Below are 25,454 nucleotides of genomic sequence, written 5' to 3'. Positions count from 1 at the left end.
TAATGGTTTCCCTCTCTTGAAGGTAAGGTTACTTACTCCTCCCTTTCATGGTTATTCCTCTATTTACATGTTAACCGACAAAATATTTAACTATATTGTAATCACAACAAAAGATAAAGTCAAATTTCTTTTTACAATTATTCTATGAAAGTAGGTCATTGGTTGTTCATGAACTCTTCTTTTAATATACCCATATAGATCACATCCCAAAACCTACCATGACGGTAAAGCTGCAGACGTAAGCGTCCCTCTTCTTTAAAACCGGCTTTAAGATAGGCTCGATGTCCCCTTTCATTAAATTGATAATGACGTAACATCACTTTGTTTAAGTTCATTTCCATAAAAGTGAAGTGAAGTAGCGTTTTGATTGCATCAGTTCCATAACCTTTACTTAAGTGCTTCTGATCGCCTATCACAATTCCTAATTCAGCGACTCGATTCCGCCAATCGATATGATGTAAGCTAATATGGCCGATATAGGATTCCTCTCCCTCAGGAAGATCTAGTGCATGGATAGAAAAGTGTTGATCTGTTTTTGAGGGTTGTTGAGCCTGATCCCCAAAATTCTTGGATAACTCCATTGGCATAGGAAGGGTACCCCATTGCAAATTTTCCGTAATGTGAGGATCATTAAACCATTGGTTAAATAATGGTGCCTTTTCTGGATCGATGGTCTTAAGCTGAACTCTCTTTCCTTTTAAAAGGTTTTCCATCTCTCTTCATCCTCCTTTTGGTAGCGTTCAAGGTACTCTTCTCGAAGAATAGACATCATCACTTCATCGTAAAATTGACCATTGCGGTACAAAAATCTTCTTCTTCTACCTTCTTCAACAAAGCCAAGCTTTTGATAGCTTTTGATCGCTCTTTCGTTAAAAGCATAAACCCCTAATTCAACTCGCTGTAATCCTAATTCTTGAAACCCTATATAGAGACATAAACGAAAAGCCTCTGTTCCATATCCTTTCCCCCAATAATCTTTATCTCCTATAAAAATCCCTGCGATTGCCCATTGATTTTTCCAACTAATAGAATGTAAACCAACACTTCCAATCATTCGATCATCTGCTCGCGTATAAATGGAAAAGACAAACTTATCATCCTGCTTTAAAAGGTTATCGTACCAACGATGTTCCTCTGCAAGCGTCTTTGGAAAACGTGTTTGTGGTGATAAATATTGGGTGACTTCTGGATCATTCACCCATTCTAGGTATTTGGATAGATTTTCTCTTTCTACCGCTTTTAATTGAACCAGCTTTCCTTTTAACATCATAACCCTCCCCCTTTTTGATTTAATTCTTTATCATGGTAAAACAAAAAAGACTCGTTCCTGATAAGTTCGCCATTGGAACTTACCGCACGAGTCTTTTATCCCCACGGTGTAGCAAAAAGCTTGGAATCGCTCGGACCTGTCTTTGCCTTTGCAAACGGAACCCTAGTTTCCCTTCCATTGTTAGAAATTATTATATTGACATTTATATCGCATGTCAATATAAAATTGGAATATTTTTTAAAAGTTCTGATATTAACCAAATGGATCTTTACTACATAAAGTATAGAAGATATAAAATAGGGTAGTTGCTGATTAAGGAATATACAAACCCAAATGATAACGTAAAGGATGTGTGGTCATATGGATGGGTTGAAAAGGTTTCGTTTAATCCTTCGTACAATCCTCTTTCCTCTTATTGTTTTGCAATTTTTGAGAACCTTATTTTTCCCGACTCCGTTTGATGTGTTCATTTTATTCATTCTTTTCATTGCTTATATTGGTTTTATGATGAATATTATATAAATTGTTGGTCAATAAACCATATGATTTCTTTCATTTGACCCCAACGAATCTGAAGTTTTTTTAAATACTGTTCTTCTAATCCATACTGTTGCTTTTCCTCGTATTTTTTTGCTAAGGTGAAAATTCGTTCTGGAAAAAGAAGGTATATTGCTAATAATTTCTTTTCCGGTTCTGTCAAGGAAACAATTTTTTGATAGCGATCAAACCACTCTTGCGCCCAAAAACGGTGTTCTTTGTTTAAAATATATTTTCGGATAAAATTAGCCAAATCTCTAACAGGCGTATCAAGACTTACATGGTCAAAGTCAATCAATACCATTTTACCATTTGGTTTAAGTAGCATATTCCGGTGATGGAATTTGCCGTGGCAGATGGTTTTCCGTAAATCACCAATCGAGTTATATTGTATGACCCATTGAGTTAAATGTTCTAAAGCTTCTTCAGACCATTCCTTGAGAAATGGTAGATAACTTAAAAAGACATGTTCAAAGGTGGTTAAAGATTCTTTTCTCGTTAATTTCTTTTGGTATTTTTTTAACCACTTTAAGCGTTCTTCCCATGAATTGCGAAGATACGTTTCATCAACAAAATGATAAGAAAATGGTTCGGGGTTATATTCAAACCCCAGCTTATGAAGATGAGCCATCACCTTTACCATGACCAAGAAATGAGGCCGATGATTCAAAGTTAAGTGTTCACCTTCAACCCACTTTGTCACATAAACAATCCCATTTTTGACTGGTACAAACGGTTCAGCAAATTTATTAGAAACAATTGTAGAAGTATTCCATCTATGTTCCTGTAAGAATTGTAAAATCTCATTCATCCGTATGGCTTGCGACCCACTCATATTTGCTTTTTTAACGGCAAAAACACCTAGTTGGGTTTCTATTTTCGCTACTGAACCATACCATTTTATCTGACTTACCTGAAAATCATACTCATCGATTACGTGGGGATGTATATCAAATTCAAACCATTCTTGGGTAAGGGCCATGATATGATCCTCCCTAATTACGTCAACTTAAAGTTGAAAATAAACATACAAGACCTGATAAAGTTGCTCAATATTGATCTGCAACCCTACTAATTGTTGATATTGCATCTCTAAAGAGTATCCCTTTTGAGGCACCTTTGCAATAAAATAGATATAAAGAAATTTCCATAGATCATGCGGATAGGACAAGTAGGTTAAAATCCACTTTTTATCGTCTATTTCTAAAGGATTCTTTTCTTGGTAAGCATCGAGCAGCTTATAGATGATATCTTCTTGAAATCCATTTCTTTGATAAACATGTGCAACCATCTTAGCCAAGTCATAAGCTGGAAGATCATAGATTGGTAAACCTAGATCAAAAATCCATCCCTCTTCAAATCGATCGATTCTAAATCGGTTCAGTTGGACATTTCCTAAGCACCATCCGGGTTCTTTTTCATTTCGAAAATAAGTTCGTTCCAACTTTTCAGACATTTCTATACTTCTTCTCATTTGTGCTTGTTGACTAGGGATATATTTTAATACAATGTCATCTAAGGGTGTTTTTCTTTGCTTTTGTGAGACAACCTTTTCTATTTGCATTAAATGTCCTAATCCCCGTTTAAAATGATGAGACCAAGGTTCAAACGTTTGGTTTGTCTTTATTTTCACCATCGCCTGATGAAACTCTGCTAATGTTTTCCCAATCGTTTTCATGTGTTCTGGGTTGGAGGAGACAGGGATTTTTCCTTCGATCCAATCTGTTAAAACAAATCCCTGATCCTCATTTAAAATATAGGGTTGCCCATCATTGGTTCGAATAAAGCGATCAATCTTTCGAAACCCTTCATGCGCCAGAGATTCTCTAAATTGAAAGGCAAAATCTAGAGTTTCTACATCATTCCAAGCTCTTAATATTTTTGTTCCTCGGTTTGTTTTTAATTTATAGAAGGAGGAGTATTCTTCTATTTCCTCTACTTGTAGATTATAGTTTTTTAGAACATCATCTATTACAGGATAATCAATCATATTAAAAACTCCCTTTGTCTAACGGATCGGAAGAAAAAGAATCTGTCCTTCTTCTAATTCATCACTTTGCAAATGATTATGGTTCATTAAATCAGCAGTACGAAGCTGATATTTCTCTGCTATTTGTTCAAGTGTATCTTCCTTTTGTACAAAGTATATTTTTAACGTATATTTATTCTCTTCATTTCCTTTTAACAAACTAAAGAGCATATCTTTCGTTGATTGTTCTTCAGAATCTTCACCGATTTCTTCGGTTACCTCCTGTTCTACTTTCTCAATTGCTGGATTGATATCCGTTTCAACGTCTTCTGTATTTATCTTCTGCTTGGACTCTTCTTCCGTAATATTGGCTGCTAATTCCTTTTCTTCAATCACTTCTTCTGCCTTTTCTTCGACGACCTGTTCTTCTTTTATGACATTGGTTTCTTCCCTTTTCTCTTTTTTCAATAGGGAGTATAGCGGATTTGTTGAACTCTTCTGATCATGGTTAAATTCTCGATTTTTGCCTTGGATGCCTATTTTCATTGCAGGAGTAGGAAGAGGAGTCTCTACCATCTCGACAGTTTCAATAGTTTCTGAATTTTCTGTTGTTTCGTCTACTTTCTCATCTATCACTTCTTTTGCTTCAACCTCATCAACATTATCATCAACCGGATTTGCTTGAACTTGTTCTACTTCGGTTTCTTCTTCTTTCATGATATTGGCATCATTTTCGAAGGTAACATCCACAGGATATTCTGTTTCGAATTCTTCTGTCACATCGACTGGAGTCTCTTGTTTTGGATCAGGATGGACGCCTAGTAACTGAACCTGGGCAACGATCTCAATTTCTTGATCTGAAAGGACTTCATAATCAAAAAATTCTACCGTTACGAACACATCGTTTGGATCGTTTACTCTTTCATGTTGAATTTGAATTGAGATAGGGATTTGATATTGGAATGTATCAGCAATTTCATTTTCTGTAAAAAATGATCCATGATGAATAGCGTCTGCCTGATCTGCTTCTTCTTGCCAATTATTATCGAGTGGAGTTCTTTCAAATTCTCCATTTAATACCAAATGTCCTGTGATATCTATGTGATGTTTAGAATCATAAACTTTTACTATCGGATGTAATTCTAAACTAGATAGCGACTGAAAACTCTGATTTTCCTTAAAATGTTTTACCTTTTCCCTAATCTCAAATCTCATAAATGGTTGGTCTGTCAATTTACTCACCCCTTATAAAGGTCTTCTTCGATTAAATATATTTTAACTTCGTCCTTGTTATGACAAAAAAGTAGACCTTATCAGCCTACTTTAGAACTTACACGGTTAATTTTTTTAAGAAACCTTTTTGCATTTTCAAGAAATTGTTGAAAAAGAATGGGTGAAACACGTAAAACCTCTCCAGATTCTTGGAGAGGTTTTACCATTTATCAGTTTATTATTTTATTATTATATTATTATTAGGCAGAAACAGGGTTGTTTTTCTTAAAGGTTTTATTGTAATATTGTCTGATGTATGGAAGTACCCAACGATCTAAACCAATTCTTCCAGAGTTAGCTCCACCAACTAATACGATGAAACCGAGAAGAGCCATCCAAGGGTTGGAAGAAACTGTACCAGCAAACATGAACATGAAGTTCATAAATACACCAAAGAACATTGCAGCTTGAGTTAAGCATCCAAGAATTAAACCAAGACCTACAAGGAATTCGCCATATTCAACTAAGAAACTGAAAAGTCCAACATTTGGTAAGGCAAATCCTTTTAGAAATGCAGTATAAGTAGGGTATACAACTGCATCATGACTTGTTACAGGATTTTCGATTGCTCTGTTTATTAGTCCTGCTGCACTAAAAGGTTTTTCACCAGTAATCTTTCCCCAACCTGCAGTTAACCAATCGTAACCAAGGTATAAACGTAAAACTAAAAGACCAAAACTTGCATACAAATTTTCTCGTAACCACTTAAAAACCATATGATTCCTACCTCCTTAAATTATTATTATTTAATAAAGGGCCCTTACTACAAGATCATTATATTAAGTTTTTACAAATTTAAACATATCCTTATCACGTTTTTCATATTTTTGCAAAAAATTTATGACGTACTTGTGAATAAATATAAATGATACTAGTTTTTTCAATAAAGACGATATAAAATAATATATACAACCCAAAAAGCACCTAGTTGACTGAGTCATTCAGTTCCTAGGTGCTTTCTCATTATAGATTTATTCTTATTGACGCAATATTACTTTCTGTATTGAAGTTTATATCTTTCGCATCTACTTCTTTGCCATTGATGATGAGTTTTAGATAGGGAGTTGCGTGATGAACCTTTAATGTCCAATGCTTCCATGTAGGTTGATAACCCGTTACAGAATTTTCAATCGTCAATTTGATGACATTTCCATTTGCTTGATAACGGATTTGTTTTTCTAGATATTCTCCTTTTTCATAAGCAAAGGTTTCACCATCATCATCATATAAAGTATAATGGGATTCCCCACTTTCTGTTTGATAAAGATGGATAGTCATATCCTTTTCTGGTATAGTAGTTGATTGTTTGATCGAACCGTGGCTAATCATTGTTCCTGCTTTAATAAAAATAGGTAATGTTTCAAGATTAGCCTCGACCAAGATATGTTTTCTACCTTCATAGATTTGATCTGTCCAATAGTCAACCCATGTACCCTCAGGTAAATAGACAACACGATGGTAGGTATCTGGTTTTATGATAGGGGCAATGATTACATTTTCTCCAATCATAAATTGATCAGATAAATTAAAAGTATGACGATCTTCTGGATATTCTATAAACAATGGTCTCATCACTGGAATTCCTGTTTTGCTTGTTTTTGCAAAAAGACTATATAAGTGTGGCAACCACTGGTAACGCAATTGAATATATTTCTTAATGATTTTTTCAATTTCTGGGCCAAATGACCATGGCTCTTGACGTGCAGTTCCAATGGCACTATGGTTACGGAAATAAGGAGTGAAAGCTCCTACTTGTGTCCAACGTGCAAGCAATTCGCCAGTTGTATCATGGGCAAAACCACCTATGTCTGGTCCTGATAACGCAACGCCAGAAAGTCCTAGATTCATACACATTGGAATGGATAATGCTAGATGCTCCCAGAAACTACGATTATCCCCTGTCCATACGGCTGCATAACGTTGAACACCAGAGTAACCTGCTCGTGTTAATAAAAAAGGCCGTTTTCCATGAAGTAGATTTTTTATTCCATGGTAAGTCGCTTCCCCCATTAATAAGCCATAGAGATTGTGCATTTCTCGATGGGTTTTGGGATCACCATCATTCTCGTGAACAACGTTTACATCCATGGTTTTTGTTTCGTTAAATACAGCTGGTTCGTTCATATCATTCCATATACCTTCAATCCCTAAATCAGTATAGAAACGATGTTTTTCTCCCCACCATTTTCTTGTTTCTGATTTTGTGAAGTCAGGGAAAGCACTTTTTCCAGGCCAAACGTTTCCATAGAAAATATCGCCTTCAATATATTTAGAGAAATGGTTTTGGCGAATTCCTTCTTGATAAATGGAATACTCTGGATCCACTTTAACACCTGGATCAACTATCGGAACGATCCTCTTGCCTACAGATTTTAAATCTTTCATCATTTTTTCTGGGTTAGGGAATCGATCGCGATCAAAGGTAAAGACACGATACTCATTCATATAATGAATATCTAAGTAGACCGCATCTAAAGGAATCTCTTTTTGGATAAAGGAATTCACTAATTCACGAACCTCTTGTTCACTTTCATAGCTGTATCGGGATTGATGGTAACCAATCACCCATTTAGCAGGTAATGGCATACGCCCTGTAATCCATGAATACTGTTCAAGAACCTGTTTTGGGGAAGACCCAGCCATTACATAGTAATCGATTTGACCACCTTCAGCAGCAAAAGAGTATTCTTTCTCCTTTTTCATATCAAAGGTAGTTTTAAATGTATTATCAAAGAAGATTCCATGGGCTTTACCATTTCTTAATGTCATGAAATATGGATGTGATTGATATAATGGATCGGTTTCTTGATTATGTGGTGCATAAACATCGGTATTCCACATTGTGAGTTTTTCCCCACGTTTGTCCAAGAATCCAGCTTTTTCACCAAAACCATAAAAATGGTCCTCAGGATCCATTTCTTTAAAGCAAACCACTTCTTTGCTTTCTTTAAATCCCATGCCTTTTTCTGATTCACTTACAAGTAGTCTTCCTTCCTGATCATAGAAGTTAACACGGAATGGTGATTTTTGTATCATAACTTGAAGCTTTGAACTAGAAAGAGAAAAGCTGTCTTCTTTATCTTCAATTTTAACCTTTACTATCTCTGGTTCTGCAACTACAGCAAAGCTACTTTTCATAGTTGGCTTATGAAATGGATTCATCACAATACGAACAATATCATCACGATAGAACAAGATATTCACAAAACCTTGTTCACAAGTAAAACGGTATAGGTTATGCTCTTGGACAAATTCTTTTAAATCACCAATATCATGGTATGGTGTATTTTCTAGTTTCTTTTTATTTCCCGGATGAATGGCGAAACTTGTATCTTGCATGACAGCCTCCTAGTGTTTTGAATATTTAACCGTTTACAAAGAAGTTGTGAAAACGATTGCACTACTATTATTATTATACTATTCAGATTCCATATGACAATACCTTTTTGTCCAAAAACAAAAGTAGTATGCATGTAATAAAACAACCACCATTAAAGGTGGCTGGGATCCTATTTTTAGTTAGATGACTAACTGTTTTATCTAAATACCACATAATATCCTTTAAATTGAGCAAATATCTCTTCCCCATCACGAATGATAACATCTACTTCAATCCTTGCCTTCCCTAATTTTCTAAACGTATTTACGAACTTCTCTTTTTTTCTTTCATCTGTCAATTCACACTCAGCGACAAAATCTGTTTCGATAGGCTTTAAATATTGAATTGAACTTTTTTGTATTACAATATGTGCGTTCGGATCTATATCTAACATATTATTAAAAACCAATGCCCACCCACATACTGTTGTTAAACTATTGATACTTCCCCCAAAAGCGGTTGATTTGTGATTGATGTTTGGTTTTAACTTCGCGCCAATCCTTACTTTATTTAGTTTAAATTCTTCGACTTTAAAACTCATCTCTTCGGTAATTGGAATCCGTTCATGTAGATAATTCTCAAATTCAGTCTCTAACATATTTTTTATATCAATCATAGGTACACCTCGATGCTAAAGGAATTATTTTTAAATATTATTATACAATAATTCCCTTGAACTACCTACAACTTATGAAATCAGAATCATATTTCAATGATCATAACTTGCGTAATCTAACTTTTTGTACCGAATGATCAGATCCTTTTTCAAGAATCAATCGGGCTCGTTGTTGGGTCGGATAGATATTCTCTCTCAGATTAATTTCATTGATTTCATGCCATACTTGTTCTGCAAAGTCATTTGCTTCCTGATCGGTTAATTCAGAATAGCGATGAAAAAAGGAGTTTTTATCTTTAAAAGCAGTTTGACGTAATAGCTGAAAACGTTCAAGATACCAGCTTTTGATGTATTCTTCTTCAGAGTGAACATAAATCGTAAAATCAAAAAAATCGGATATATGAAGCTGTGGTTTATGATCTAAACGGGTTTCTTTTGAAGTTTGCAAAACGTTCAAGCCTTCAACAATTAAGATATCCGGTTGATTCACGACATGATACTCATTAGGGATGATATTATAAGACAAGTGAGAATAGACAGGAGCAATTACCTCTGGTACACCTGATTTGACATCCCTTAGAAATGATATTAAACGGCGAGTATCATAGCTTTCTGGAAAACCCTTTCTATTCATGATCCCACGTTGCTCTAATAGCTCATTTGGGTATAAAAAACCATCTGTCGTAATTAAATCTACTTTGGGATGATTTGGCCATCGTGCAAGTAGTGCTTGAATAATCCGAGCTGTTGTACTTTTGCCAACCGCAACACTGCCAGCGATCCCAATAATATAAGGAACTTTCCTAGACATAGAACCAAGAAAGGTTTGGGTCACTTCAAAAAGACTTTGAGTTCCAGATACATACAAGTTTAAAAGTCTTGAAAGAGGAAGATAGATTTTACACACTTCTTCTAATGAAATGCGTTCGTTGATACTATGAAGATTATTCAAGTCATCTTCGGTAAGCGTGAGTGGAGTAGAGAGCTTTAGAGCAGCCCATTCCTCACGATCAAAAGAAAGATAAGGTGAAAATGTTTGATGATCCATTTATTTCAACTCCTACCTCAACGCCTTTAATGCTTTATATTGTACTTCTAATGTTCTTTCAATATCTTCATCTGTATGGACAGTAGACATGAACAAGCCTTCAAATTGAGATGATGGAAGATAGATGCCATGATCAAGCATATAACCGTGATAATGTTTAAAGTATTCTAAATTAGAGGTTTTGGCTGTTTCAAAGTTAACGACTTGCTCACCTGTGAAGAAAAAGCCGATCATTGCTCCTACTTGGTTGATATGATGAGGAATGTCTAGTTCCTTCGCATTTTTACCTAAACCTTCTGCTAGAAGTTTAGACTTGCGCTCTAATTCATCATAAACACCTGGCTGTTGTAAAAGTCTAAGTGTGGAAAGACCTGCAGCCATGGCCACAGGGTTTCCTGATAAAGTCCCTGCTTGATAGATTTTCCCTACTGGAGCGATGTTCTCCATGATTTCCCTTTTTCCACCATAGGCACCAACGGGTAAGCCTCCGCCGATCACTTTGCCTAAGGTTGTTAAATCTGGAGTGACACCGAAGCGACCTTGAGCACTATTTGGTCCTACTCGGAAGCCAGTCATGACTTCATCGAATATAAGAAGGGTTCCATATTGTTTCGTGATTTCCCGTAATCCTTCCAAAAAGCCTGGTTTTGGTGGAACCACTCCCATATTACCTGCTACAGGCTCTACAATTACAGCAGCGATATCTTCGCCGAACTTTTTAAAGGCTATACGAACACCATCCATATCATTGTAAGGAACAGTAATTGTTTGAGAAGCAATACTTTGAGGAACACCAGGACTATCTGGTAAACCTAAAGTGGCAATTCCAGACCCTGCCTTGATCAATAAACTATCACTATGCCCATGATAGCTTCCTTCAAATTTCAAAATTTTACTTCTTCCTGTATATCCTCTTGCTAAACGGATGGCACTCATCGTTGCTTCCGTACCAGAGTTGACCATTCTCACGATTTCAATAGATGGAACCGTTTTGATTATAAGTTTTGCAATCTCTGATTCTAGTTCGGTAGGGGTACCAAAGCTTGTTCCTTTGACAAGGGTTTGTTGAACAAGATCGATCACTTCTGGATGGGCATGACCCACTATCAATGGCCCCCAAGAGAGGACATAATCAATATATTCATTACCGTCTACATCATATAGTTTGGAACCTATTCCATGATCCATATAGACAGGGTTTCGATCTACATTTTTAAATGCTCTTACAGGACTATTTACTCCCCCAGGCAACAGTTCTTTTGCCTCCGCAAATAGTTTGATAGATTTCTGATAACGATCCATCTTCCTTACCCCTTTATTCCGAATTGTTCTATGACTTGATTTTCCCATTCTTCCATTTCTGGTGTAAAATATTTTACCCTTGTTTTCTTGTATTCCTTAGTAGAGTAAAGCACGGCTCTTTTCGTTATGCCTGTTTCTTTAGACATGAGACTAAGTATTTCCTCCACTTCTTCTACATTACGACCATGTACCATGGTGAAGATATTATAAGGCCAATCTTCATACGTAGGACGTAAATAGCAATGACTGACAGCTTGATAAGCAGCAAAATTCGTTCCGATCTCTTCTGTCTTGTCTTCAGGTACTTGCCATACACCCATGCCGTTTGCTGTAAAACCTGCTTTACGGTGGTGCAAGACCGCCGCAAAACGACGCATTTGTCCTTTTTCTTTAAACTCCTTCATCGCTGTAAATAATTCATCAAGATTAACCCCTGCTTCTTCTGCAAAGGCATCAAAAGGTCTAGCAATGATCGGTAAATCTTTTTGTAAAACTCGGATCAATGCAATCTCTTTTTCCGATAAGGCTTGAGGGGTTTGCCGCTTTTTTTCACTGTAAACTGGGGATTCCGTTTTACTTTTTGTCTCTTTCCCTGTTAAATCCAATTGCACACCAATTTTATAAAGCTTAAGAGTTGGCAAAATGCGAATAGATTCTACATCTGCCATCTCACCCAATAATTCTACTGTTTTTTCTAATCCTAATTTACTGTTTGGAGGAACAGCAATGGTAAACCAAAGATTAAAGTCATGATTGCGTTTATAGTTATGAGTCACACCAGGATGTTGATTGATAATTGCTGCCGCTTGGTCAAGGTGTTCTGGGGCAATCTTCGCAGCCACCAAACTTGATTGATAGCCTAAGCTTCTGGTATCAAAAATAGCAGAGATTTGGCGAATCACCGTTCCCTTCAAAGCTTGAAGGCGTTCAATCACTTCTTGTTCTGATAGATTCAAATCCTCTGCCATGACGAGGAAAGGACGTTCTTGCAAAGGAAAATCTTTTTGAATTCGGTTTAATAGCTCCTGATTGATTAGATCCATCTGCTCTACACTCATTTTCATTCCTCCTTTAACCATTTGGCTACATCTTTTGCAAAATAGGTGATGATGATATCTGCACCAGCACGTTTCATCCCTGTTAACATTTCTATCACGATTTTCTTTTCATCAACCCAGCCATTTTGAGCTGCCGCCTTAATCATGGCATATTCTCCACTCACATTGTAGGCTGCTAGGGGTAGATTAAATTGCTGCTTCACTTGATAAATAATATCCATGTAAGCTAAAGCAGGTTTAACCATCAAGATATCTGCCCCTTCTACCACATCAGAATAGGCTTCTCTTAAAGCCTCTCTTCCATTGGCAGGATCCATTTGGTAGGTTTTGCGATCCCAAAATTGTGGTGCAGAATGAGCTGCATCGCGAAATGGTCCGTAAAAGGAAGAAGCATATTTTACTGCATAAGACATAATCGGTACATCCTCAAACCCTGCTTCATCCAATCCTTTACGTATGGCTGCTACAAAACCATCCATCATATTGGATGGTGCAATCATATCTGCGCCTGCTCTAGCTTGAGAAATAGCGGTTCTTGCCAGTAGATCTAAAGATGGGTCATTCAATACCTTACCCTCATGAATGACACCACAATGGCCATGGTCGGTAAATTCACATAAGCAAGTATCAGCAATAACTAAAAGTTCGGGAGCGATTTGTTTGATCAAACGTGTTGCCTCTTGAACAATTCCATGGTCGTGATATGCACCACTTCCAATTTCATCTTTGTCTTCTGGGATACCAAATAGAATAACACCTTGAATCCCAAGCATCACAATTTCCTTAATCTCTTGCTCTAATTGATCTAAAGAAAGCTGAAATACTCCAGGCATGGAAGAAATCTCATTTCTTACGTTATGACCATGAATGACAAATAAAGGATATATTAAATCATGTACATGTAAATGATGTTCTCTAACCAAATTTCGGATTGCGGGATTTTGTCTTAATCTGCGATGACGAGTAAATTGTAAATCCATATCTGCCTCTCCTTCCCTAACTCTCTCTACTTTGATTTTGAAATAGCTTTAACTAATCCAGGAATCGTATATTCTGAAGCTGTAATATCTATGTTTAAGCCCAATTGTTGAGCGGTATCTGTTGTAATTGGTCCGATACTAGCTAAAGTAACCCCTTTTAACAATTTTTCTAAAGATTCCCCTTGAAGAGCCTCATAAAAATTCTTAACGGTAGATGAGCTAGTAAAGGTAATGATTTGAATCTGCTTCTCTTTTAGCATCTTAATGATTTCATCTTTGTTTTCCGCATCAATCACCGTTTCATATGCATTGATTTCTACTACTTCTAATCCTTTTTCCTTTAGTTGATCAGGTAGGATCTTTCGAGCAATATCTGCACGAGGAAGTAATACCTTTTGTCCAACCTTTAATTCGCCTGTCAAAGCATCAAGAAGCCCTTCTGCACGGAACTCCTGTGGTAGCACATCGACTATCAGACCTTTTTCTTCTAATAATGCTGCAGTTTTAGGGCCAATGGCAGCAATCCGCGCCTTTGCCATTTTACGAATATCAATACGTTGTTCTTTTAACGTTTGGAAAAAGGATTGAACTCCGTTGACACTTGTAAACATGATCCAATCATATTGGTCTAACTGTTGAAAAGCCTGTTGATATTCCTTTGTATGCTTTGGTGGAACAATTTTGATGACAGGGAATTCGACAGTTTCTCCGCCTAATTCTTCAATTAAGGCAGATAATTCACTTGCTTGATTTCTAGCTCTAGTAACAAGGACTCTCTTTCCAAAAAGAGGCTTTTTCTCAAACCAAGCTAACTGCTCTCGTAATTTTACCACTTCACCAATAATAATGATCGCTGGAGAGGTAAGTTTTGTTTCTTCTACCACCTGTACGATATTTTCTAATGTTCCAGTAACCGTTTTTTGCTCCACTCTCGTTCCCATTCGAACAAGTGCAACAGGAGTACTTGAATCTCGGCCGTTTTCGATTAACTTATCACGAATCAGTTTTAAGTTAGAAACCCCCATGAGGAAAATCAAAGTTCCAGTAGCAGTTGCAAGCTTTTCCCAGTTGATATTGGATTCATTTTTAGTTGGATCCTCATGTCCTGTTACAATAGCGATCGATGAGGTAAAATCGCGATGGGTGACAGGAATGCCTGCATAAGCAGGGACAGCAATTGCCGAAGTAATTCCAGGTACAATTTCAAAGGAAATCCCATGTTCAGCTAATAAAAGAGCCTCTTCTCCTACTCGACCGAAAATCGTAGGGTCTCCACCCTTTAGTCTGGTGACCACTTTTCCTTCTAAGGCTAACTGAACAAGGAGTTGATTGATCTCTTCTTGTTGCAGAGTATGACGATTTGGAGATTTGCCTACATAAATTTTTTCCGCATCCCTTCTCCCATACTTTAACAGGGAAGGATGGGCCAAACGATCATATACAATCACATCTGCTTTTTGAATCGCTTCTATGCCTTTCACTGTGATTAATTTGGGATCTCCTGGTCCAGCACCCACTAAAAATACTTTCCCTACCTTCATTATTTCCCCTCCTTCACCTCTGCTAATATTTGATCTGCTCCTTGTTGTAAAAGCTGGTTTGCTACCTTAATTCCTAAAGAAACGGCTTCTTCCTTTGAACCAGTTGCTTCTGCTTTAAGAATACGCTTGCCATCAACTGCGGCAACCATTCCAACTAAATGAATTTGATCGTTTTGCCATCTCGCATAAGCTCCAATTGGGATCTGACAGCCCCCTTGTAAATGATGTAGTAACGCCCTTTCAGCTGAAATGATCATTCTTGTCTCTTGATCATCGATGTATTGTAACATTTGTATGGTTTCTTGGTCATTCTCTCTCACTTGAATGCCAAGGGCTCCTTGACCAACTGCAGGCAGACAAAGATCCACGTCTAGATATTGCGTAATCCGATCCTGCCAATTCATTCGTTTAAGGCCTGCAGCCGCTAAGATAATTGCATTCAGTCCATCAGTTTCTAATTTTGACAGTCTGGTGTTAACATTTCCTCTGATGGACTCAATCTTTAGATCAGGACGATAGGCAACAATTTGAGCGGCTCTGCGTAAACTACTTGTTCCCACTTTAGCACCTATTGGCAATGTTTCTATAGTATAATCTTGGTTTGAAATAAGGCAGTCCCTTGGGTCTTCCCTTTCCGGTACTGCACCAATCGTTAACCCTTCTGCCATTTCAGCAGGCATATCCTTCATACTATGTACGGCAAAATCAATCTCTCCATCTAACAAAGCTTGCTCAATCTCTTTCACAAATAGTCCTTTGCCACCTACTTTTGAAAGGGTAACATCAAGAATTTTGTCCCCTTTCGTAACGATCTCTTTAATCTCAAACCTTATATTAGGATAAAGTTTTTTTAGCTTTTCGATCACCCATTCCGTTTGTGTTAAAGCTAACTGACTTTTTCGTGATCCAACGACGAATGTATTCTTCACGATAACAATTCCCTTTCCTTATTGATATTCTCTTTTATGGTTTCTTTGATCTTTAGAATCAGCAGGTCTTTACTTTCCCCTTTCTCGATCCTACGCAAAAAGTCTGGTTCAAGTAAATATTCAAATAAGTTTTTCCGTTCTTCGTTTGTTAAACCCTGCTGTAAAATCCATTCTCTCATTTCTGCCAAGAAAGTTGTATACTCTTCGTATTCCACACCGTATTGCTTTTCCAATTCTTGGCGGATCTTTTTTGCTAGTCCAGGGCTTGCCCCACTAGTGGAAACCGCTATTTGTAAATGTCCTCGATCTATCATAGCTGGAACGATAAAGGTAGATAATTCTGGATCATCTACAATATTAACCCATTGGTACTGATGATCGATCTCTTGATAAATTTGTTGGTTTAATTCCTTTTGATCCGTAGCAACCACGATGATCGAATAACCCTTTACATCTTGACGTTTATATCCACGCTTTTCCCAGGAAATACGATTTTCCTGTACCAATGTCTCTAACAAAGGTGTAATTACCGGGCTGATTAATTTCACTTTTGCATTCGCTTTTAAAAGGGATAGAATCTTTCGTTCTGCTACCCTTCCTCCACCAATCACGAGACAAGGACGATTTGTAAGATTTACCATCATGGCGTAATAACGATTCATGGTCACAACCCTCCTAAAACCATCGGTGAAAAGAAACAAAGAGGTTGGAGATGGTAAAATTGATGATCAGCATCACAAAGTTCATCAAATTCCAGATGGCTAATTGTTTCATCATCCATCTTCTTTTTTGCCGATTAAAAATAAATAAACCATACATCAATAAAATAAAAAAAGAGGTTAATACTTTTGCATCTACAAAAATTTTCCAATCAAAAAGAATTCCTGCCCAAATCGATCCAAATGTCAATCCTAATAGCAATAATGGTACTCCAATCAAATTAGACAGATAAGCATTTCGGTCTAAACTTTCTAAACTAGGCAGCCCTTTTGAAAACCGATGCCAAATCTTCCTTTTTAGTAAGTATTCTTGCAGAATATACATCAAAGAGAAAATGGCAGAGATTGAAAAAGCGCCATAACTGATAATAGAAAGGATAATATGAATAAATAATAAATTAGAGATAAAAGAATCACTTAATTGGGGTGATGTTTCTCCAATCAACAACGCTCCCATCAGCATTATGATAGCAATAAATGTCATCACCATCTCAAACCATTCCCACTCGAAAAAGGAATGGGTGATTACAGTCAATAAAATAAGAAGTAATGAATAAAAAAAGAAAATATCAAAAAATGTAATAATTGGAAAGTATTGTTCAGATAACATTTTAAAACTAAAGACGAAGACTTGGATTATACTACCCGCTAAGATAAACCGATAAGACCATGGTGAAATACGAGTAACTCCTTTGATGATTGACATAAAGTAAAAACAGAAGCTAGTCGTATAAAGAAGAATGAGAATAAAAATCACAGTATTCATACTTATGACCTACTTCTTCTCGTGATATATGTTGCAGTAGGTTCCTCATTCATTTTATCCTTCTCTATTTCTACCTTTAAATCAAAGATTTTACAAAAAACTTGCATCATCTCTTCTGCATTTGATTCAACAGCCATTTCTTTCACCCTCATAATCGGGTCTTTTAGCATTTGGTTGACAATACTTTTGGTATGTTTTCGAATGATCGTTTTCTCTCGCTCAGATAAATGTGGTAATTTATTTTCAATCGATTTCATCGTTTCTTCTTGAATTTTGAAGCTTTTTTCTCTTAATGCAGCAATTAATGGAATCACACCTAGTGTATTGATCCATTGGTAAAACTTATAGACTTCTTCATCGATCCATTCTTCTATTTGTGTAGCAATTCTTTGTCTTTCTTTTAAATTGGCATCAACAAGACCCTGTAAATCATCAATGTCAAATAAGTAAACCCCATCTAATTGGTTAATCTCTGGGTCAAGATCTCTTGGAACCGCAATATCGATCATGAAAATTGGTCTATTTTTACGCTCATGGATAATCTTTTCTACTTCGGTTTTATTCAAAATAAATGAATCTGCTCCGGTAGAGCTAATTACGATATCTGCTTTATTTAACGCAACCGGTAACTGTTCCAGTGTATAGGCTGTTCCATGAAAGGGTTCTGCCAATGCAGAGGCATGTTCATAGGTACGGTTGACAACCATCACTTGCTTTACACCCTGAGCATGAAAATGAATCGCCGTCAACTCACTCATTTCACCTGCTCCAATAATGAGGATCGCTTTGTCATCTAAACGGGAAAAGATTTTTTTGGTTAATTCAACTGCAGCATAACTCACGGATACAGCGCTTTCACCTAAACCTGTCTCCGTATGAACTTTTTTGCCAAAGGTAATCGCCTGTTTAAATAAGGTATTAAAAATTGTTCCTGTTCCCTGCGCTTTTTGCGCAAAAAGAAAAGCTTCACGGATTTGCCCTAAAATTTGTGTTTCTCCTAATACCATGGAATCTAAACCCGTAATGACCCGGAATAAATGTTCAGTGGCCTCCGCCTCCTTTTTTACGTAAAGAAAAGGAACGAATTCTTCTTTGGGAATGGCAAACCATTCGGCTAAAAATTTTTTAATGAAATGTTCCCCTGTATGAACTTGATCGACAACAGCATAAATCTCCATTCGGTTACATGTACCAACAATGACTGCTTCTAATACACTTTTTGTCTTTTTTAATTTATCTAAAGCTTCAGCTAAATCTTCTTCTGTAAAGGTAAATTTCTCTCTAATCTCTACAGGGGTAGTTCGGTAATTGAGTCCAACAACCATTACCAACATATGATTTCCCCCTCCCCCAAAAAAAGTTTTTCATCATAGCAAAACCTTATGTTTAATTATACCATTGAAGGATGTTTACATCACTTTTTTTTTGAACCATTTTCCTATTTAAATCATATGATAGCAGTGAATTAGGCAAATGCGGAGGTGTCATATGTTTAAGAAAAGTTTAAAAATCAGTTTGATCGTCATCGTTCTATTTTCCCTAACCTTTACTATAGCGTGTTCCAATACAAAAAACAGTGATACAAATCATAAAGTTAGGTTATTTGAAGTTACACACTCTATCTTTTACACGCCTCTTTATGTCGCCATTGAAAAAGGTTTTTTTAAAGATCAAGGATTAGATGTAGAATTAACCAATGCCAATGGTGGAGATAAGACGATGACCGCTCTAGTTAGTGGAAGTGCAGATGTGATTTTGGTTGGAACAGAAACCACAATTTATGTGTATAGTCAAAACCCCAAAGATCCTGCGATCAACTTTGCTCAATTAACACAAACAGACGGTTCCTTCTTAGTCTCTAGAGAACCAATCAAAAATTTCACTTGGGATATGCTTAAAGGCAAAACCCTCCTTGGCCAAAGAAAAGGTGGGATGCCTGAAATGGTCAGTGAATATGTACAGCATTTAAATGGGGTTGAGCCTAAAGTAGATAATGAGATCATTCAGAACATAGATTATGCTAATTTAGGAAGTGCCTTTGTATCTGGTACAGGTGATTTTGTTCAACTTTTTGAACCCATTGCTTCGAAAATTGAATTAGAAGGAAAAGGTCATGTAGTGGCTTCCTTTGGACATGGAAGTGGAAAACTTCCATATACCGTATTTATTACAAAACAAAGTTTGATCGATAAAAATCCAGAGATCGTGCAGAAATTCGCCAATGCAATCTATATGGCACAACAATGGGTAAACGAAGCTTCTTTAGAAGAAATCGCCGATGTAATTACCCCCCAATTCCAAGACTTTAATCGAGACGTGATGTTAAAAGTATTAGACCGATATCGTTCCCAAGGTTCCTGGGCCACTGACCCCATTGTGGATGAAGAGGAATATCGTAATTTAGAAAAAGTAATGGAATATGCTGGAGAACTTAAAGAAAAGATTCCTTACGAAGCGATTGTGAATACAGAATTTGCGAAGAAAGCGATGGAACAGTAATTATAAAGGTTACCGTACCCTTCTATGAATAAAAAACAAGATAAAAAGGGTACTCCTGAAAGTCGCTGCTTATGGGATATACAAACCCCTAAATGATAAGTAGAAGAAAGGCGTTCAAATTTCGATATTTGATACGCCTTTTCGTTTGTAGTTCATTTAACCTAACAAAGCACTTACTGTATATGCACCAGGGCCAATCAATGCAACGCCGATGGCTACTGCAATCAAAATAAAATTGTATTCAAAACCGTTTGCTGTAGCCCAATAACCATTTTTACCGTGAACTGTAAAGATTGCGACTAACATCGTAATGACAATAAGTAAAGCTGCAAAGGGAATATATAAACCAAATGTAAATAAAAGTCCACCAACCAATTCACTTGCTCCTGCAGCAAATGCCATCAACACGCCTGGTTTCACACCAATCGATTCCATCCAACCTCCAGTTCCCTTTAATCCGTATCCTCCAAACCAACCAAAAAGTTTTTGAGAACCATGACCTGCAAATGTTAGTCCAACCACTAAACGAATAATAAGTAAACCTAAATTCATTTTTCTCATCTCCTTTAATTTGTAAAATTCATTTAAAAAAGTTATTAGCTAACTTTATGTAAGTAATGATAGATCAGTTACTTACTTTTGTCAAGTATATATGTTAAAATTATTTTTAAGGAGATGGTGATGATGGAAAATTTACATTTATGCCCAAAATTCGAATTTGCCTTTGAACTTTTAGGAAAACGTTGGACGGGTTTAATTATTCGTGTTCTCCTTCATGGAGCAAAAAGATTTAAAGATATATCCGAAGTCATTCCCAATATGAGTGATAAGATGCTTGTGGATCGTTTAAAACAATTAGAAGAAGCAGGAATCATTGTTCGAAAAGTTTATCCTGAGACCCCTGTTCGCATTGAATATGAATTGACCGAAAAAGGAAAAGCTCTAGAATCGGTTATGGATGAGGTTCAAAAATGGGCTGATACTTGGATCAAATAGACAACGGAGCCATTTGTAGCTCCGTTTTTAAATGACTATTTCATATGAATAAAAGTCTCAATATCTTGCTCAACTAATTTAAGGGAATTTCGCCAAAATTCTGGGGAACGAACATCAATCCCCATCGTTTTTGTGATATCTGCTACGTTCATTTTTCCTGTAACAGAAAGAAGTTTGTCATACTCAGGAACAAAATCTGCTCCCCTCTTTAAATATTCTGCATAAAGACCCTTAGCAAAAAGCATCCCAAAAGCATAAGGGAAATTATAGAAATGGCGCTCTGGGAAATAGTAATGAGGCTTACAAACCCACATGTACGGATGTAAAAAATCAGGTTCTAATCCATCTCCATAAGCTTCTTTTTGGGCATTTAACATGATTTCTTTTAGTTCATTCACTGATAGAGAGGCTTCTTTTCTACGCTTAAAGACTTCACTCTCAAATAAAAAGCGACTATAAATATCTACAACGACTTGGCCAGCATCAGATAGTTCATTCTCTAATATCGCAAAAGCTTCCTCTGGTTCCGCCTCTTGAAGAGCAGCATTTTTTACAATCGTTTCACAAAAAATTGAAGCCGTTTCGGCAATTGGCATTGGATAGTGGCTATTCAAAAAGGTTTGATCCATTAAACATGATCCATGGTAGCCATGTCCAAGTTCATGTGCCAAAGTCGTTACATCACTAAAGCTTCCTGTAAAGTTAGACAAGATCCTACTTTGCTTAATCACATGTAAATTAGAACAAAAGGCCCCGCCTCTTTTCCCTTCTCTTGGTTCTGCATCAATCCAATGTTCTGCAAAGGCACGATCAGCAAAATTTGCAAGTTTATCGCTAAAAGTTCTGAAATTCTTTACAATAAACTCTCTTGCCTCATCATACGTATATTTCATATCTACTTCACCCATTGGAGCAAACAATTCATAAAAGGGTAATCCGTTTTTATAGCCTAATAATTCTGCTTTTTTACGAAAAAATTTATGAAAAGAAGGTAAGCTTTCTCTCATCGCTGTTAACATAGCATCTGAGATTTCTTGATCCATTCTTGAATCTAATAAGGTTTTTTCCAAGGGGGATTGATACCCTCTTTTTTCACTAATGGTTATAAATTCTCCTTTGATTCCATTTAAAGAAGCAGCAGAAGATTCTTCAATTTTTTTGTAAGATTTTAATTCTGCCTCATAAGCCATCTTTCTAACTTGAGGATCACTATCGTAGGCCATATTTCGAACAACAGGTAACGGTAGTTGTTTTTCCTCGTCATTTACAGTGATCTCTACTAATAAGGTAGAGGTTAATAACTCTTGTAATTTCGCCCATGCTTTTGAACCTGTATTTTTCATTTTGGCAAGAATGACTTCTTCTTGCTCACTAAGGAGATATTGATTTTTATTCGCTTGCTCTAAAAGATAAAATCGGTGTTCTTTTAAAATTTCTGAAGATGAAATCAGCTGATCTAAATTGTTAAGAGAACCTAACCATTTCTGAAATTGAACAGTAGGTTCTGCCAATTCTGTACTCATCGTTTCTAACTTCTCCAGAGTCTTTAAAGCCTTCTCATTTTTAGCCTCAACACTAAGCGTTAGTTGCGCAAAACTATGTAAACGGCTATATAAATGTAAAAAATCATTTTGAGTTGTAATGTATTTTTCAAGCTTTTTCACGGGTTCTTCTTGATTTGATAAATTGATTTTTGTCCATTTTTTAATCTGGCGAATCCCTTCTGTGCATTTTGTCAGATCTTGTTTAAATGCATCTGAATCAAATGATGGATATAAAGCATCTAGACTCCATCTCATTTTCATAGATTCATCCTCCTTTTTTGATTACACCTTAAGATTATTTCCAAATTTTTATATAATTCTCAATCCTATTGAAAAACCCTTCTTGGAAAGTTCATTTTTCCTTATATCTAAAGATGAACCCAACTTCTGCCTAGTGAATAGAATATGGAAGGAGGGATGACGATGAGTGAAATCTCCATTATTTTGGAACGCATAAGCAAGAACTATCATACACAAACAGATGAAATTCTAGCGGTCAAGGATATTGATTTATCGATAAAAAAAGGTGAATTTATTAGTCTGGTTGGACCAAGCGGATGTGGTAAAAGTACAATTTTGTCGATGATATCAGGCCTATTTCCACCATCTGAAGGGAAAATTATCATTAATGGTCAAGAAGTAACTGGTCCTTCACAAAAAATTGGATATATGCTACAACAAGACTATTTACTAAAATGGCGTACGATTGAAGAGAATATCCTCCTAGGTTTAGAGATACAAGGAAGATTAAATGAAATAACGAAAAAACATGCTCTATACCTGTTAGATGAAATGGGGCTATCTTCTTATGCTAAAGCACATCCAAACCAATTATCAGGCGGAATGAGACAGCGGGTTGCTTTGGTTCGGACATTAGCGACAAACCCAGATATATTGTTATTAGACGAACCGTTTTCTGCATTAGACTACCAAACTAAATTAAAGTTAGAAGACCTAGTAGTCGAAACGATTCGTAAGCATCAAAAAACCACAATTCTAGTTACCCATGACCTTGGTGAAGCCATTGCCATGTCAGACCGAGTCGTCATTTTAGGAAAAAATCCTGGGCACGTGAAAAAAATCATTCCAATCCCCGATGAATTGCGTGATCCTCTTCCTTTTATAACAAGAGAAAAATCTGAATTTCAAACTTATTTTCATATGATATGGGGGGAAATGGATAATGATGAATAAGTTTTTTACAAAAGGTGCAAAATCTATTGAACACGGTGCCTACTTAGCCAAACTGCGGTTAAACCACATCTATGTCCGAATTACCCAACTGATCATTGTTATCATTTTTCTTGGTATGTGGGAATTAACCGTAAATCTTCAATGGGTTGATGAATTTTTATTTAGTAAACCCAGTAAAATCTGGGGATTATTTGTACAAATGTTGGTTGCAGGTGAATTACAGCATCATATCTATATTACCTTATTGGAGACCTTTGTGGGATTTATCTTGGGAACGGTCTTTGGTACTGCTCTTGCCACCCTTATCTGGGTATCACCTTTTATATCAAAAGTGTTAGATCCTTATTTAGTTATTTTAAATGGGATGCCAAAGGTTGCCTTAGGTCCTATTTTTATTGTTGCCTTTGGAGCTGGATATGTCTCAATTATTGCGATGGCTTTAGCTATTTCCATTATCATCACAACGATCGTCGTGTATACAAGTTTCAAGGAAGTGGATCCTAATTATCTAAAACTAGCCCAAACATTTGGAGCGAAAAAGTATCAAATCTTTTTCAAAATTATTTTGCCTGCTTCTTTTCCTACGATCATCTCCACATTAAAAGTGAATGTTGGTTTGTCTTGGGTAGGGGTCATTGTAGGGGAATTTTTAGTTTCCAAAGCAGGACTCGGCTATTTGATTATCTATGGTTTTCAAGTTTTTAATTTAACATTGGTTATGATGAGTTTATTTGTCATTAGCATTGCAGCAACCGTTATGTATCAAGCTGTATCTCTTCTTGAGAAAAAAATTCTATCGATTCATGAATAAGTTTATCATTGGAAAGATAGGTGTCCCACATGATATACTAAATAAGCCTAGCAAACTATAACTAACATTTTAGAGGTGGGAGTGGTAGATAGTGAAAAATAAACGTTTTCTAGCAGATTCTATTCTGCTAATAGTGGCTCTCATTTGGGGAACCACTTTTGTTATGGTTCAAAACGCGATCTCTATTTTATTACCACATAGTTTTAATGGTATCCGTTTTGCTCTTGCTTCATTAATTTTGTTTCCTATCATTCTCATGATTGATCGAAATAGTTTCACATCCCTTGGCAAAAGAGGATGGATCGCAGGAACCTTGTTGGGAGTTTTTTTATTTGGAGGATACGCATTTCAAACAGTTGGCTTATTGTACACCTCTGCATCAAAAGCAGGGTTTATCACAGGTTTAAACGTTGTTCTGGTTCCCATTTTCTCAATTCTGTTGTTAAAGGTTCTTCCAAAATGGCCAACGATTTTAGGGAGTATTCTTGCAGCTGTTGGACTTTATCTTTTGACGATGGTCGAAACATCAAGTATCCAATTTGGGGATTTCTTGATCTTTATGTGTGCGATTTTCTTTGCTTTACAAATCGTATTTACTGGAAAATACGCTCCGAATTATCCAACTTTACCCTTGGCTTGGATTCAAATTAGTGTTGTTGCTATCTTAAGTTTAATCTTTGCATTTTTGTTTGAGGACTTTACTCATCAAGTCATTTTAGGTGTTATCCTACAAAAAGAAGTATTATTCGCATTATTTATTACTGCAGTTTTTGCAACTACTTTTGCTTTTGTCGCTCAAACGATGCTACAAACCTATACAACATCAACTCGTGTTGCCATAATCTTTTCTATGGAACCTGTCTTTGCCGCTTTAACATCTTATTTGATTCAAAATGAAAGATTAACCTCTTTTGCTATCATCGGTGGATTGTTTATTATCCTTGGAATGATCTTAGCAGAGATTCCACCAGAAGCATTTGCAAACAAAATTCGATTTAAAAGCAAAAGAAATGACCTGGTATAA

At 36.4% G+C, this 25,454-nt stretch carries 24 protein-coding genes and 1 other annotated feature (1 of these 25 cut by a window edge); of the genes, 5 read left to right on the top strand and 19 right to left on the bottom strand.

What is annotated here, in order from left to right; translation table 11 throughout:
• Positions 1–58, bottom strand: a binding site (T-box leader) (it extends 192 nt beyond the left edge of the window).
• A gap of 97 nt (positions 59–155) precedes the next feature.
• From TEPIDINF_RS01540 to hemA, 17 genes are all read right to left on the bottom strand, one after another.
• The gene (locus tag TEPIDINF_RS01540) at positions 156–713 is read right to left on the bottom strand and encodes a GNAT family N-acetyltransferase (protein ID WP_068723054.1); all 558 of its coding nucleotides are present in this window, start codon (positions 711–713) and stop codon (positions 156–158) included.
• A complete protein-coding gene (locus tag TEPIDINF_RS01535) occupies positions 698–1,270 on the bottom strand; it encodes a GNAT family N-acetyltransferase (protein ID WP_082732332.1) in 573 nt (190 codons plus the stop codon). The genes TEPIDINF_RS01540 and TEPIDINF_RS01535 overlap by 16 nt, the downstream gene beginning before the upstream one ends.
• A gap of 514 nt (positions 1,271–1,784) precedes the next feature.
• Positions 1,785–2,789 carry a phosphotransferase gene (locus TEPIDINF_RS01530; protein ID WP_421691230.1) on the bottom strand — a complete coding sequence of 335 codons (1,005 nt, stop codon included), beginning with the start codon at positions 2,787–2,789 and terminating at the stop codon, positions 1,785–1,787.
• 27 nt (positions 2,790–2,816) lie between these two features.
• Positions 2,817–3,797, bottom strand: a complete 981-nt coding sequence (locus TEPIDINF_RS01525) for a phosphotransferase (RefSeq protein ID WP_421691229.1) — start codon at positions 3,795–3,797, stop codon at positions 2,817–2,819.
• Positions 3,798–3,815: 18 nt separating this feature from the next.
• Positions 3,816–5,009 (bottom strand): LysM peptidoglycan-binding domain-containing protein, encoded by a 1,194-nt coding sequence (locus TEPIDINF_RS01520; RefSeq protein WP_421691228.1) that lies wholly within the window; start codon positions 5,007–5,009, stop codon positions 3,816–3,818.
• Between the two features lie 239 nt (positions 5,010–5,248).
• Positions 5,249–5,764, bottom strand: a complete 516-nt coding sequence (locus tag TEPIDINF_RS01515) for a DoxX family protein (protein WP_068723044.1) — start codon at positions 5,762–5,764, stop codon at positions 5,249–5,251.
• 247 nt (positions 5,765–6,011) lie between these two features.
• Positions 6,012–8,387 carry a glycoside hydrolase family 31 protein gene (locus tag TEPIDINF_RS01510; RefSeq protein WP_421691227.1) on the bottom strand — a complete coding sequence of 792 codons (2,376 nt, stop codon included), beginning with the start codon at positions 8,385–8,387 and terminating at the stop codon, positions 6,012–6,014.
• Between the two features lie 197 nt (positions 8,388–8,584).
• Positions 8,585–9,043 carry a YiiD C-terminal domain-containing protein gene (locus TEPIDINF_RS01505; protein WP_220126407.1) on the bottom strand — a complete coding sequence of 153 codons (459 nt, stop codon included), beginning with the start codon at positions 9,041–9,043 and terminating at the stop codon, positions 8,585–8,587.
• A 100-nt stretch (positions 9,044–9,143) separates the two neighbouring features.
• Positions 9,144–10,091, bottom strand: a complete 948-nt coding sequence (gene coaA, locus TEPIDINF_RS01500) for a type I pantothenate kinase (RefSeq protein WP_068723040.1) — start codon at positions 10,089–10,091, stop codon at positions 9,144–9,146.
• A gap of 12 nt (positions 10,092–10,103) precedes the next feature.
• Positions 10,104–11,393: a glutamate-1-semialdehyde 2,1-aminomutase gene (hemL, locus tag TEPIDINF_RS01495; protein ID WP_421691226.1), complete on the bottom strand. Its 1,290-nt coding sequence runs from the start codon at positions 11,391–11,393 to the stop codon at positions 10,104–10,106.
• A 5-nt stretch (positions 11,394–11,398) separates the two neighbouring features.
• Positions 11,399–12,451: a siroheme decarboxylase subunit alpha gene (gene ahbA, locus TEPIDINF_RS01490; RefSeq protein ID WP_421691225.1), complete on the bottom strand. Its 1,053-nt coding sequence runs from the start codon at positions 12,449–12,451 to the stop codon at positions 11,399–11,401.
• A gap of 2 nt (positions 12,452–12,453) precedes the next feature.
• Complete coding sequence (hemB, locus tag TEPIDINF_RS01485) at positions 12,454–13,431, bottom strand: porphobilinogen synthase (protein ID WP_421691224.1); 978 nt, start codon at positions 13,429–13,431, stop codon at positions 12,454–12,456.
• 26 nt (positions 13,432–13,457) lie between these two features.
• Positions 13,458–14,972 carry a uroporphyrinogen-III C-methyltransferase gene (gene cobA / locus TEPIDINF_RS01480; protein WP_421691223.1) on the bottom strand — a complete coding sequence of 505 codons (1,515 nt, stop codon included), beginning with the start codon at positions 14,970–14,972 and terminating at the stop codon, positions 13,458–13,460.
• Positions 14,972–15,901, bottom strand: a complete 930-nt coding sequence (gene hemC, locus TEPIDINF_RS01475; protein WP_068723030.1) for a hydroxymethylbilane synthase — start codon at positions 15,899–15,901, stop codon at positions 14,972–14,974. Before hemC ends, cobA begins: the two co-directional genes overlap by 1 nt.
• The gene (locus tag TEPIDINF_RS01470; RefSeq protein WP_421691222.1) at positions 15,898–16,563 is read right to left on the bottom strand and encodes a precorrin-2 dehydrogenase/sirohydrochlorin ferrochelatase family protein; all 666 of its coding nucleotides are present in this window, start codon (positions 16,561–16,563) and stop codon (positions 15,898–15,900) included. Before TEPIDINF_RS01470 ends, hemC begins: the two co-directional genes overlap by 4 nt.
• Positions 16,564–16,576: 13 nt before the next feature.
• Positions 16,577–17,386, bottom strand: coding sequence for a cytochrome c biogenesis protein CcsA (ccsA, locus tag TEPIDINF_RS01465; protein ID WP_421691221.1), 810 nt, complete (start codon positions 17,384–17,386; stop codon positions 16,577–16,579).
• A 2-nt stretch (positions 17,387–17,388) separates the two neighbouring features.
• On the bottom strand, positions 17,389–18,720 hold the full coding sequence (gene hemA, locus TEPIDINF_RS01460; protein WP_421691220.1) for a glutamyl-tRNA reductase: 1,332 nt from the start codon (positions 18,718–18,720) through the stop codon (positions 17,389–17,391).
• A gap of 154 nt (positions 18,721–18,874) precedes the next feature.
• On the opposite strand from hemA, the gene TEPIDINF_RS01455 reads away from it, so the two are divergent.
• Positions 18,875–19,885: an ABC transporter substrate-binding protein gene (locus TEPIDINF_RS01455; RefSeq protein ID WP_068723022.1), complete on the top strand. Its 1,011-nt coding sequence runs from the start codon at positions 18,875–18,877 to the stop codon at positions 19,883–19,885.
• A gap of 156 nt (positions 19,886–20,041) precedes the next feature.
• On the opposite strand, the gene TEPIDINF_RS01450 is transcribed toward TEPIDINF_RS01455, so the two are convergent.
• The gene (locus TEPIDINF_RS01450; protein ID WP_068723019.1) at positions 20,042–20,437 is read right to left on the bottom strand and encodes a DoxX family protein; all 396 of its coding nucleotides are present in this window, start codon (positions 20,435–20,437) and stop codon (positions 20,042–20,044) included.
• A 132-nt stretch (positions 20,438–20,569) separates the two neighbouring features.
• Here TEPIDINF_RS01450 and TEPIDINF_RS01445 point away from each other — a divergent pair, with 132 nt between their 5' ends.
• Positions 20,570–20,881 (top strand): winged helix-turn-helix transcriptional regulator, encoded by a 312-nt coding sequence (locus tag TEPIDINF_RS01445; protein ID WP_068723017.1) that lies wholly within the window; start codon positions 20,570–20,572, stop codon positions 20,879–20,881.
• 35 nt (positions 20,882–20,916) lie between these two features.
• Here TEPIDINF_RS01445 and TEPIDINF_RS01440 read toward each other — a convergent pair whose 3' ends face one another.
• Positions 20,917–22,686 carry a M3 family oligoendopeptidase gene (locus tag TEPIDINF_RS01440; RefSeq protein WP_421691219.1) on the bottom strand — a complete coding sequence of 590 codons (1,770 nt, stop codon included), beginning with the start codon at positions 22,684–22,686 and terminating at the stop codon, positions 20,917–20,919.
• Positions 22,687–22,848: 162 nt separating this feature from the next.
• Between TEPIDINF_RS01440 and TEPIDINF_RS01435 the strand changes: the two genes are divergently transcribed.
• The 3 genes from TEPIDINF_RS01435 to TEPIDINF_RS01425 all read left to right on the top strand — a co-directional run bounded on the left by TEPIDINF_RS01435 (position 22,849) and on the right by TEPIDINF_RS01425 (position 25,454).
• Positions 22,849–23,619 (top strand): ABC transporter ATP-binding protein, encoded by a 771-nt coding sequence (locus tag TEPIDINF_RS01435; protein ID WP_068723015.1) that lies wholly within the window; start codon positions 22,849–22,851, stop codon positions 23,617–23,619.
• On the top strand, positions 23,609–24,430 hold the full coding sequence (locus tag TEPIDINF_RS01430; RefSeq protein WP_421691218.1) for an ABC transporter permease: 822 nt from the start codon (positions 23,609–23,611) through the stop codon (positions 24,428–24,430). The genes TEPIDINF_RS01435 and TEPIDINF_RS01430 overlap by 11 nt, the downstream gene beginning before the upstream one ends.
• Positions 24,431–24,521: 91 nt before the next feature.
• On the top strand, positions 24,522–25,454 hold the full coding sequence (locus tag TEPIDINF_RS01425) for a DMT family transporter (RefSeq protein WP_068723013.1): 933 nt from the start codon (positions 24,522–24,524) through the stop codon (positions 25,452–25,454).

The sequence above is a fragment of the Tepidibacillus infernus genome (assembly GCF_048898065.1).
GTDB classification, from domain to species: Bacteria; Bacillota; Bacilli; order Tepidibacillales; family Tepidibacillaceae; genus Tepidibacillus_B; species Tepidibacillus_B infernus.
The sequence above is the reverse complement of the archived record's forward strand: the minus strand, read 5'-3'. Positions and strand labels throughout refer to the sequence as shown.

Coding starts and splice junctions, on each gene's coding strand:
- TEPIDINF_RS01540 (WP_068723054.1), bottom strand. CDS start 713: ATGGAAAACCTTTTAAAAGGAAAGAGAGTTCAGCTTAAGACCATCGAT.
- TEPIDINF_RS01535 (WP_082732332.1), bottom strand. CDS start 1,270: ATGATGTTAAAAGGAAAGCTGGTTCAATTAAAAGCGGTAGAAAGAGAA.
- TEPIDINF_RS01530 (WP_421691230.1), bottom strand. CDS start 2,789: ATGGCCCTTACCCAAGAATGGTTTGAATTTGATATACATCCCCACGTA.
- TEPIDINF_RS01525 (WP_421691229.1), bottom strand. CDS start 3,797: ATGATTGATTATCCTGTAATAGATGATGTTCTAAAAAACTATAATCTA.
- TEPIDINF_RS01515 (WP_068723044.1), bottom strand. CDS start 5,764: ATGGTTTTTAAGTGGTTACGAGAAAATTTGTATGCAAGTTTTGGTCTT.
- TEPIDINF_RS01510 (WP_421691227.1), bottom strand. CDS start 8,387: ATGCAAGATACAAGTTTCGCCATTCATCCGGGAAATAAAAAGAAACTA.
- TEPIDINF_RS01505 (WP_220126407.1), bottom strand. CDS start 9,043: ATGATTGATATAAAAAATATGTTAGAGACTGAATTTGAGAATTATCTA.
- coaA (WP_068723040.1), bottom strand. CDS start 10,091: ATGGATCATCAAACATTTTCACCTTATCTTTCTTTTGATCGTGAGGAA.
- hemL (WP_421691226.1), bottom strand. CDS start 11,393: ATGGATCGTTATCAGAAATCTATCAAACTATTTGCGGAGGCAAAAGAA.
- ahbA (WP_421691225.1), bottom strand. CDS start 12,451: ATGAGTGTAGAGCAGATGGATCTAATCAATCAGGAGCTATTAAACCGA.
- hemB (WP_421691224.1), bottom strand. CDS start 13,431: ATGGATTTACAATTTACTCGTCATCGCAGATTAAGACAAAATCCCGCA.
- cobA (WP_421691223.1), bottom strand. CDS start 14,972: ATGAAGGTAGGGAAAGTATTTTTAGTGGGTGCTGGACCAGGAGATCCC.
- TEPIDINF_RS01470 (WP_421691222.1), bottom strand. CDS start 16,563: ATGAATCGTTATTACGCCATGATGGTAAATCTTACAAATCGTCCTTGT.
- ccsA (WP_421691221.1), bottom strand. CDS start 17,386: ATGAATACTGTGATTTTTATTCTCATTCTTCTTTATACGACTAGCTTC.
- hemA (WP_421691220.1), bottom strand. CDS start 18,720: ATGTTGGTAATGGTTGTTGGACTCAATTACCGAACTACCCCTGTAGAG.
- TEPIDINF_RS01455 (WP_068723022.1), top strand. CDS start 18,875: ATGTTTAAGAAAAGTTTAAAAATCAGTTTGATCGTCATCGTTCTATTT.
- TEPIDINF_RS01450 (WP_068723019.1), bottom strand. CDS start 20,437: ATGAATTTAGGTTTACTTATTATTCGTTTAGTGGTTGGACTAACATTT.
- TEPIDINF_RS01445 (WP_068723017.1), top strand. CDS start 20,570: ATGGAAAATTTACATTTATGCCCAAAATTCGAATTTGCCTTTGAACTT.
- TEPIDINF_RS01440 (WP_421691219.1), bottom strand. CDS start 22,686: ATGAAAATGAGATGGAGTCTAGATGCTTTATATCCATCATTTGATTCA.
- TEPIDINF_RS01435 (WP_068723015.1), top strand. CDS start 22,849: ATGAGTGAAATCTCCATTATTTTGGAACGCATAAGCAAGAACTATCAT.
- TEPIDINF_RS01430 (WP_421691218.1), top strand. CDS start 23,609: ATGATGAATAAGTTTTTTACAAAAGGTGCAAAATCTATTGAACACGGT.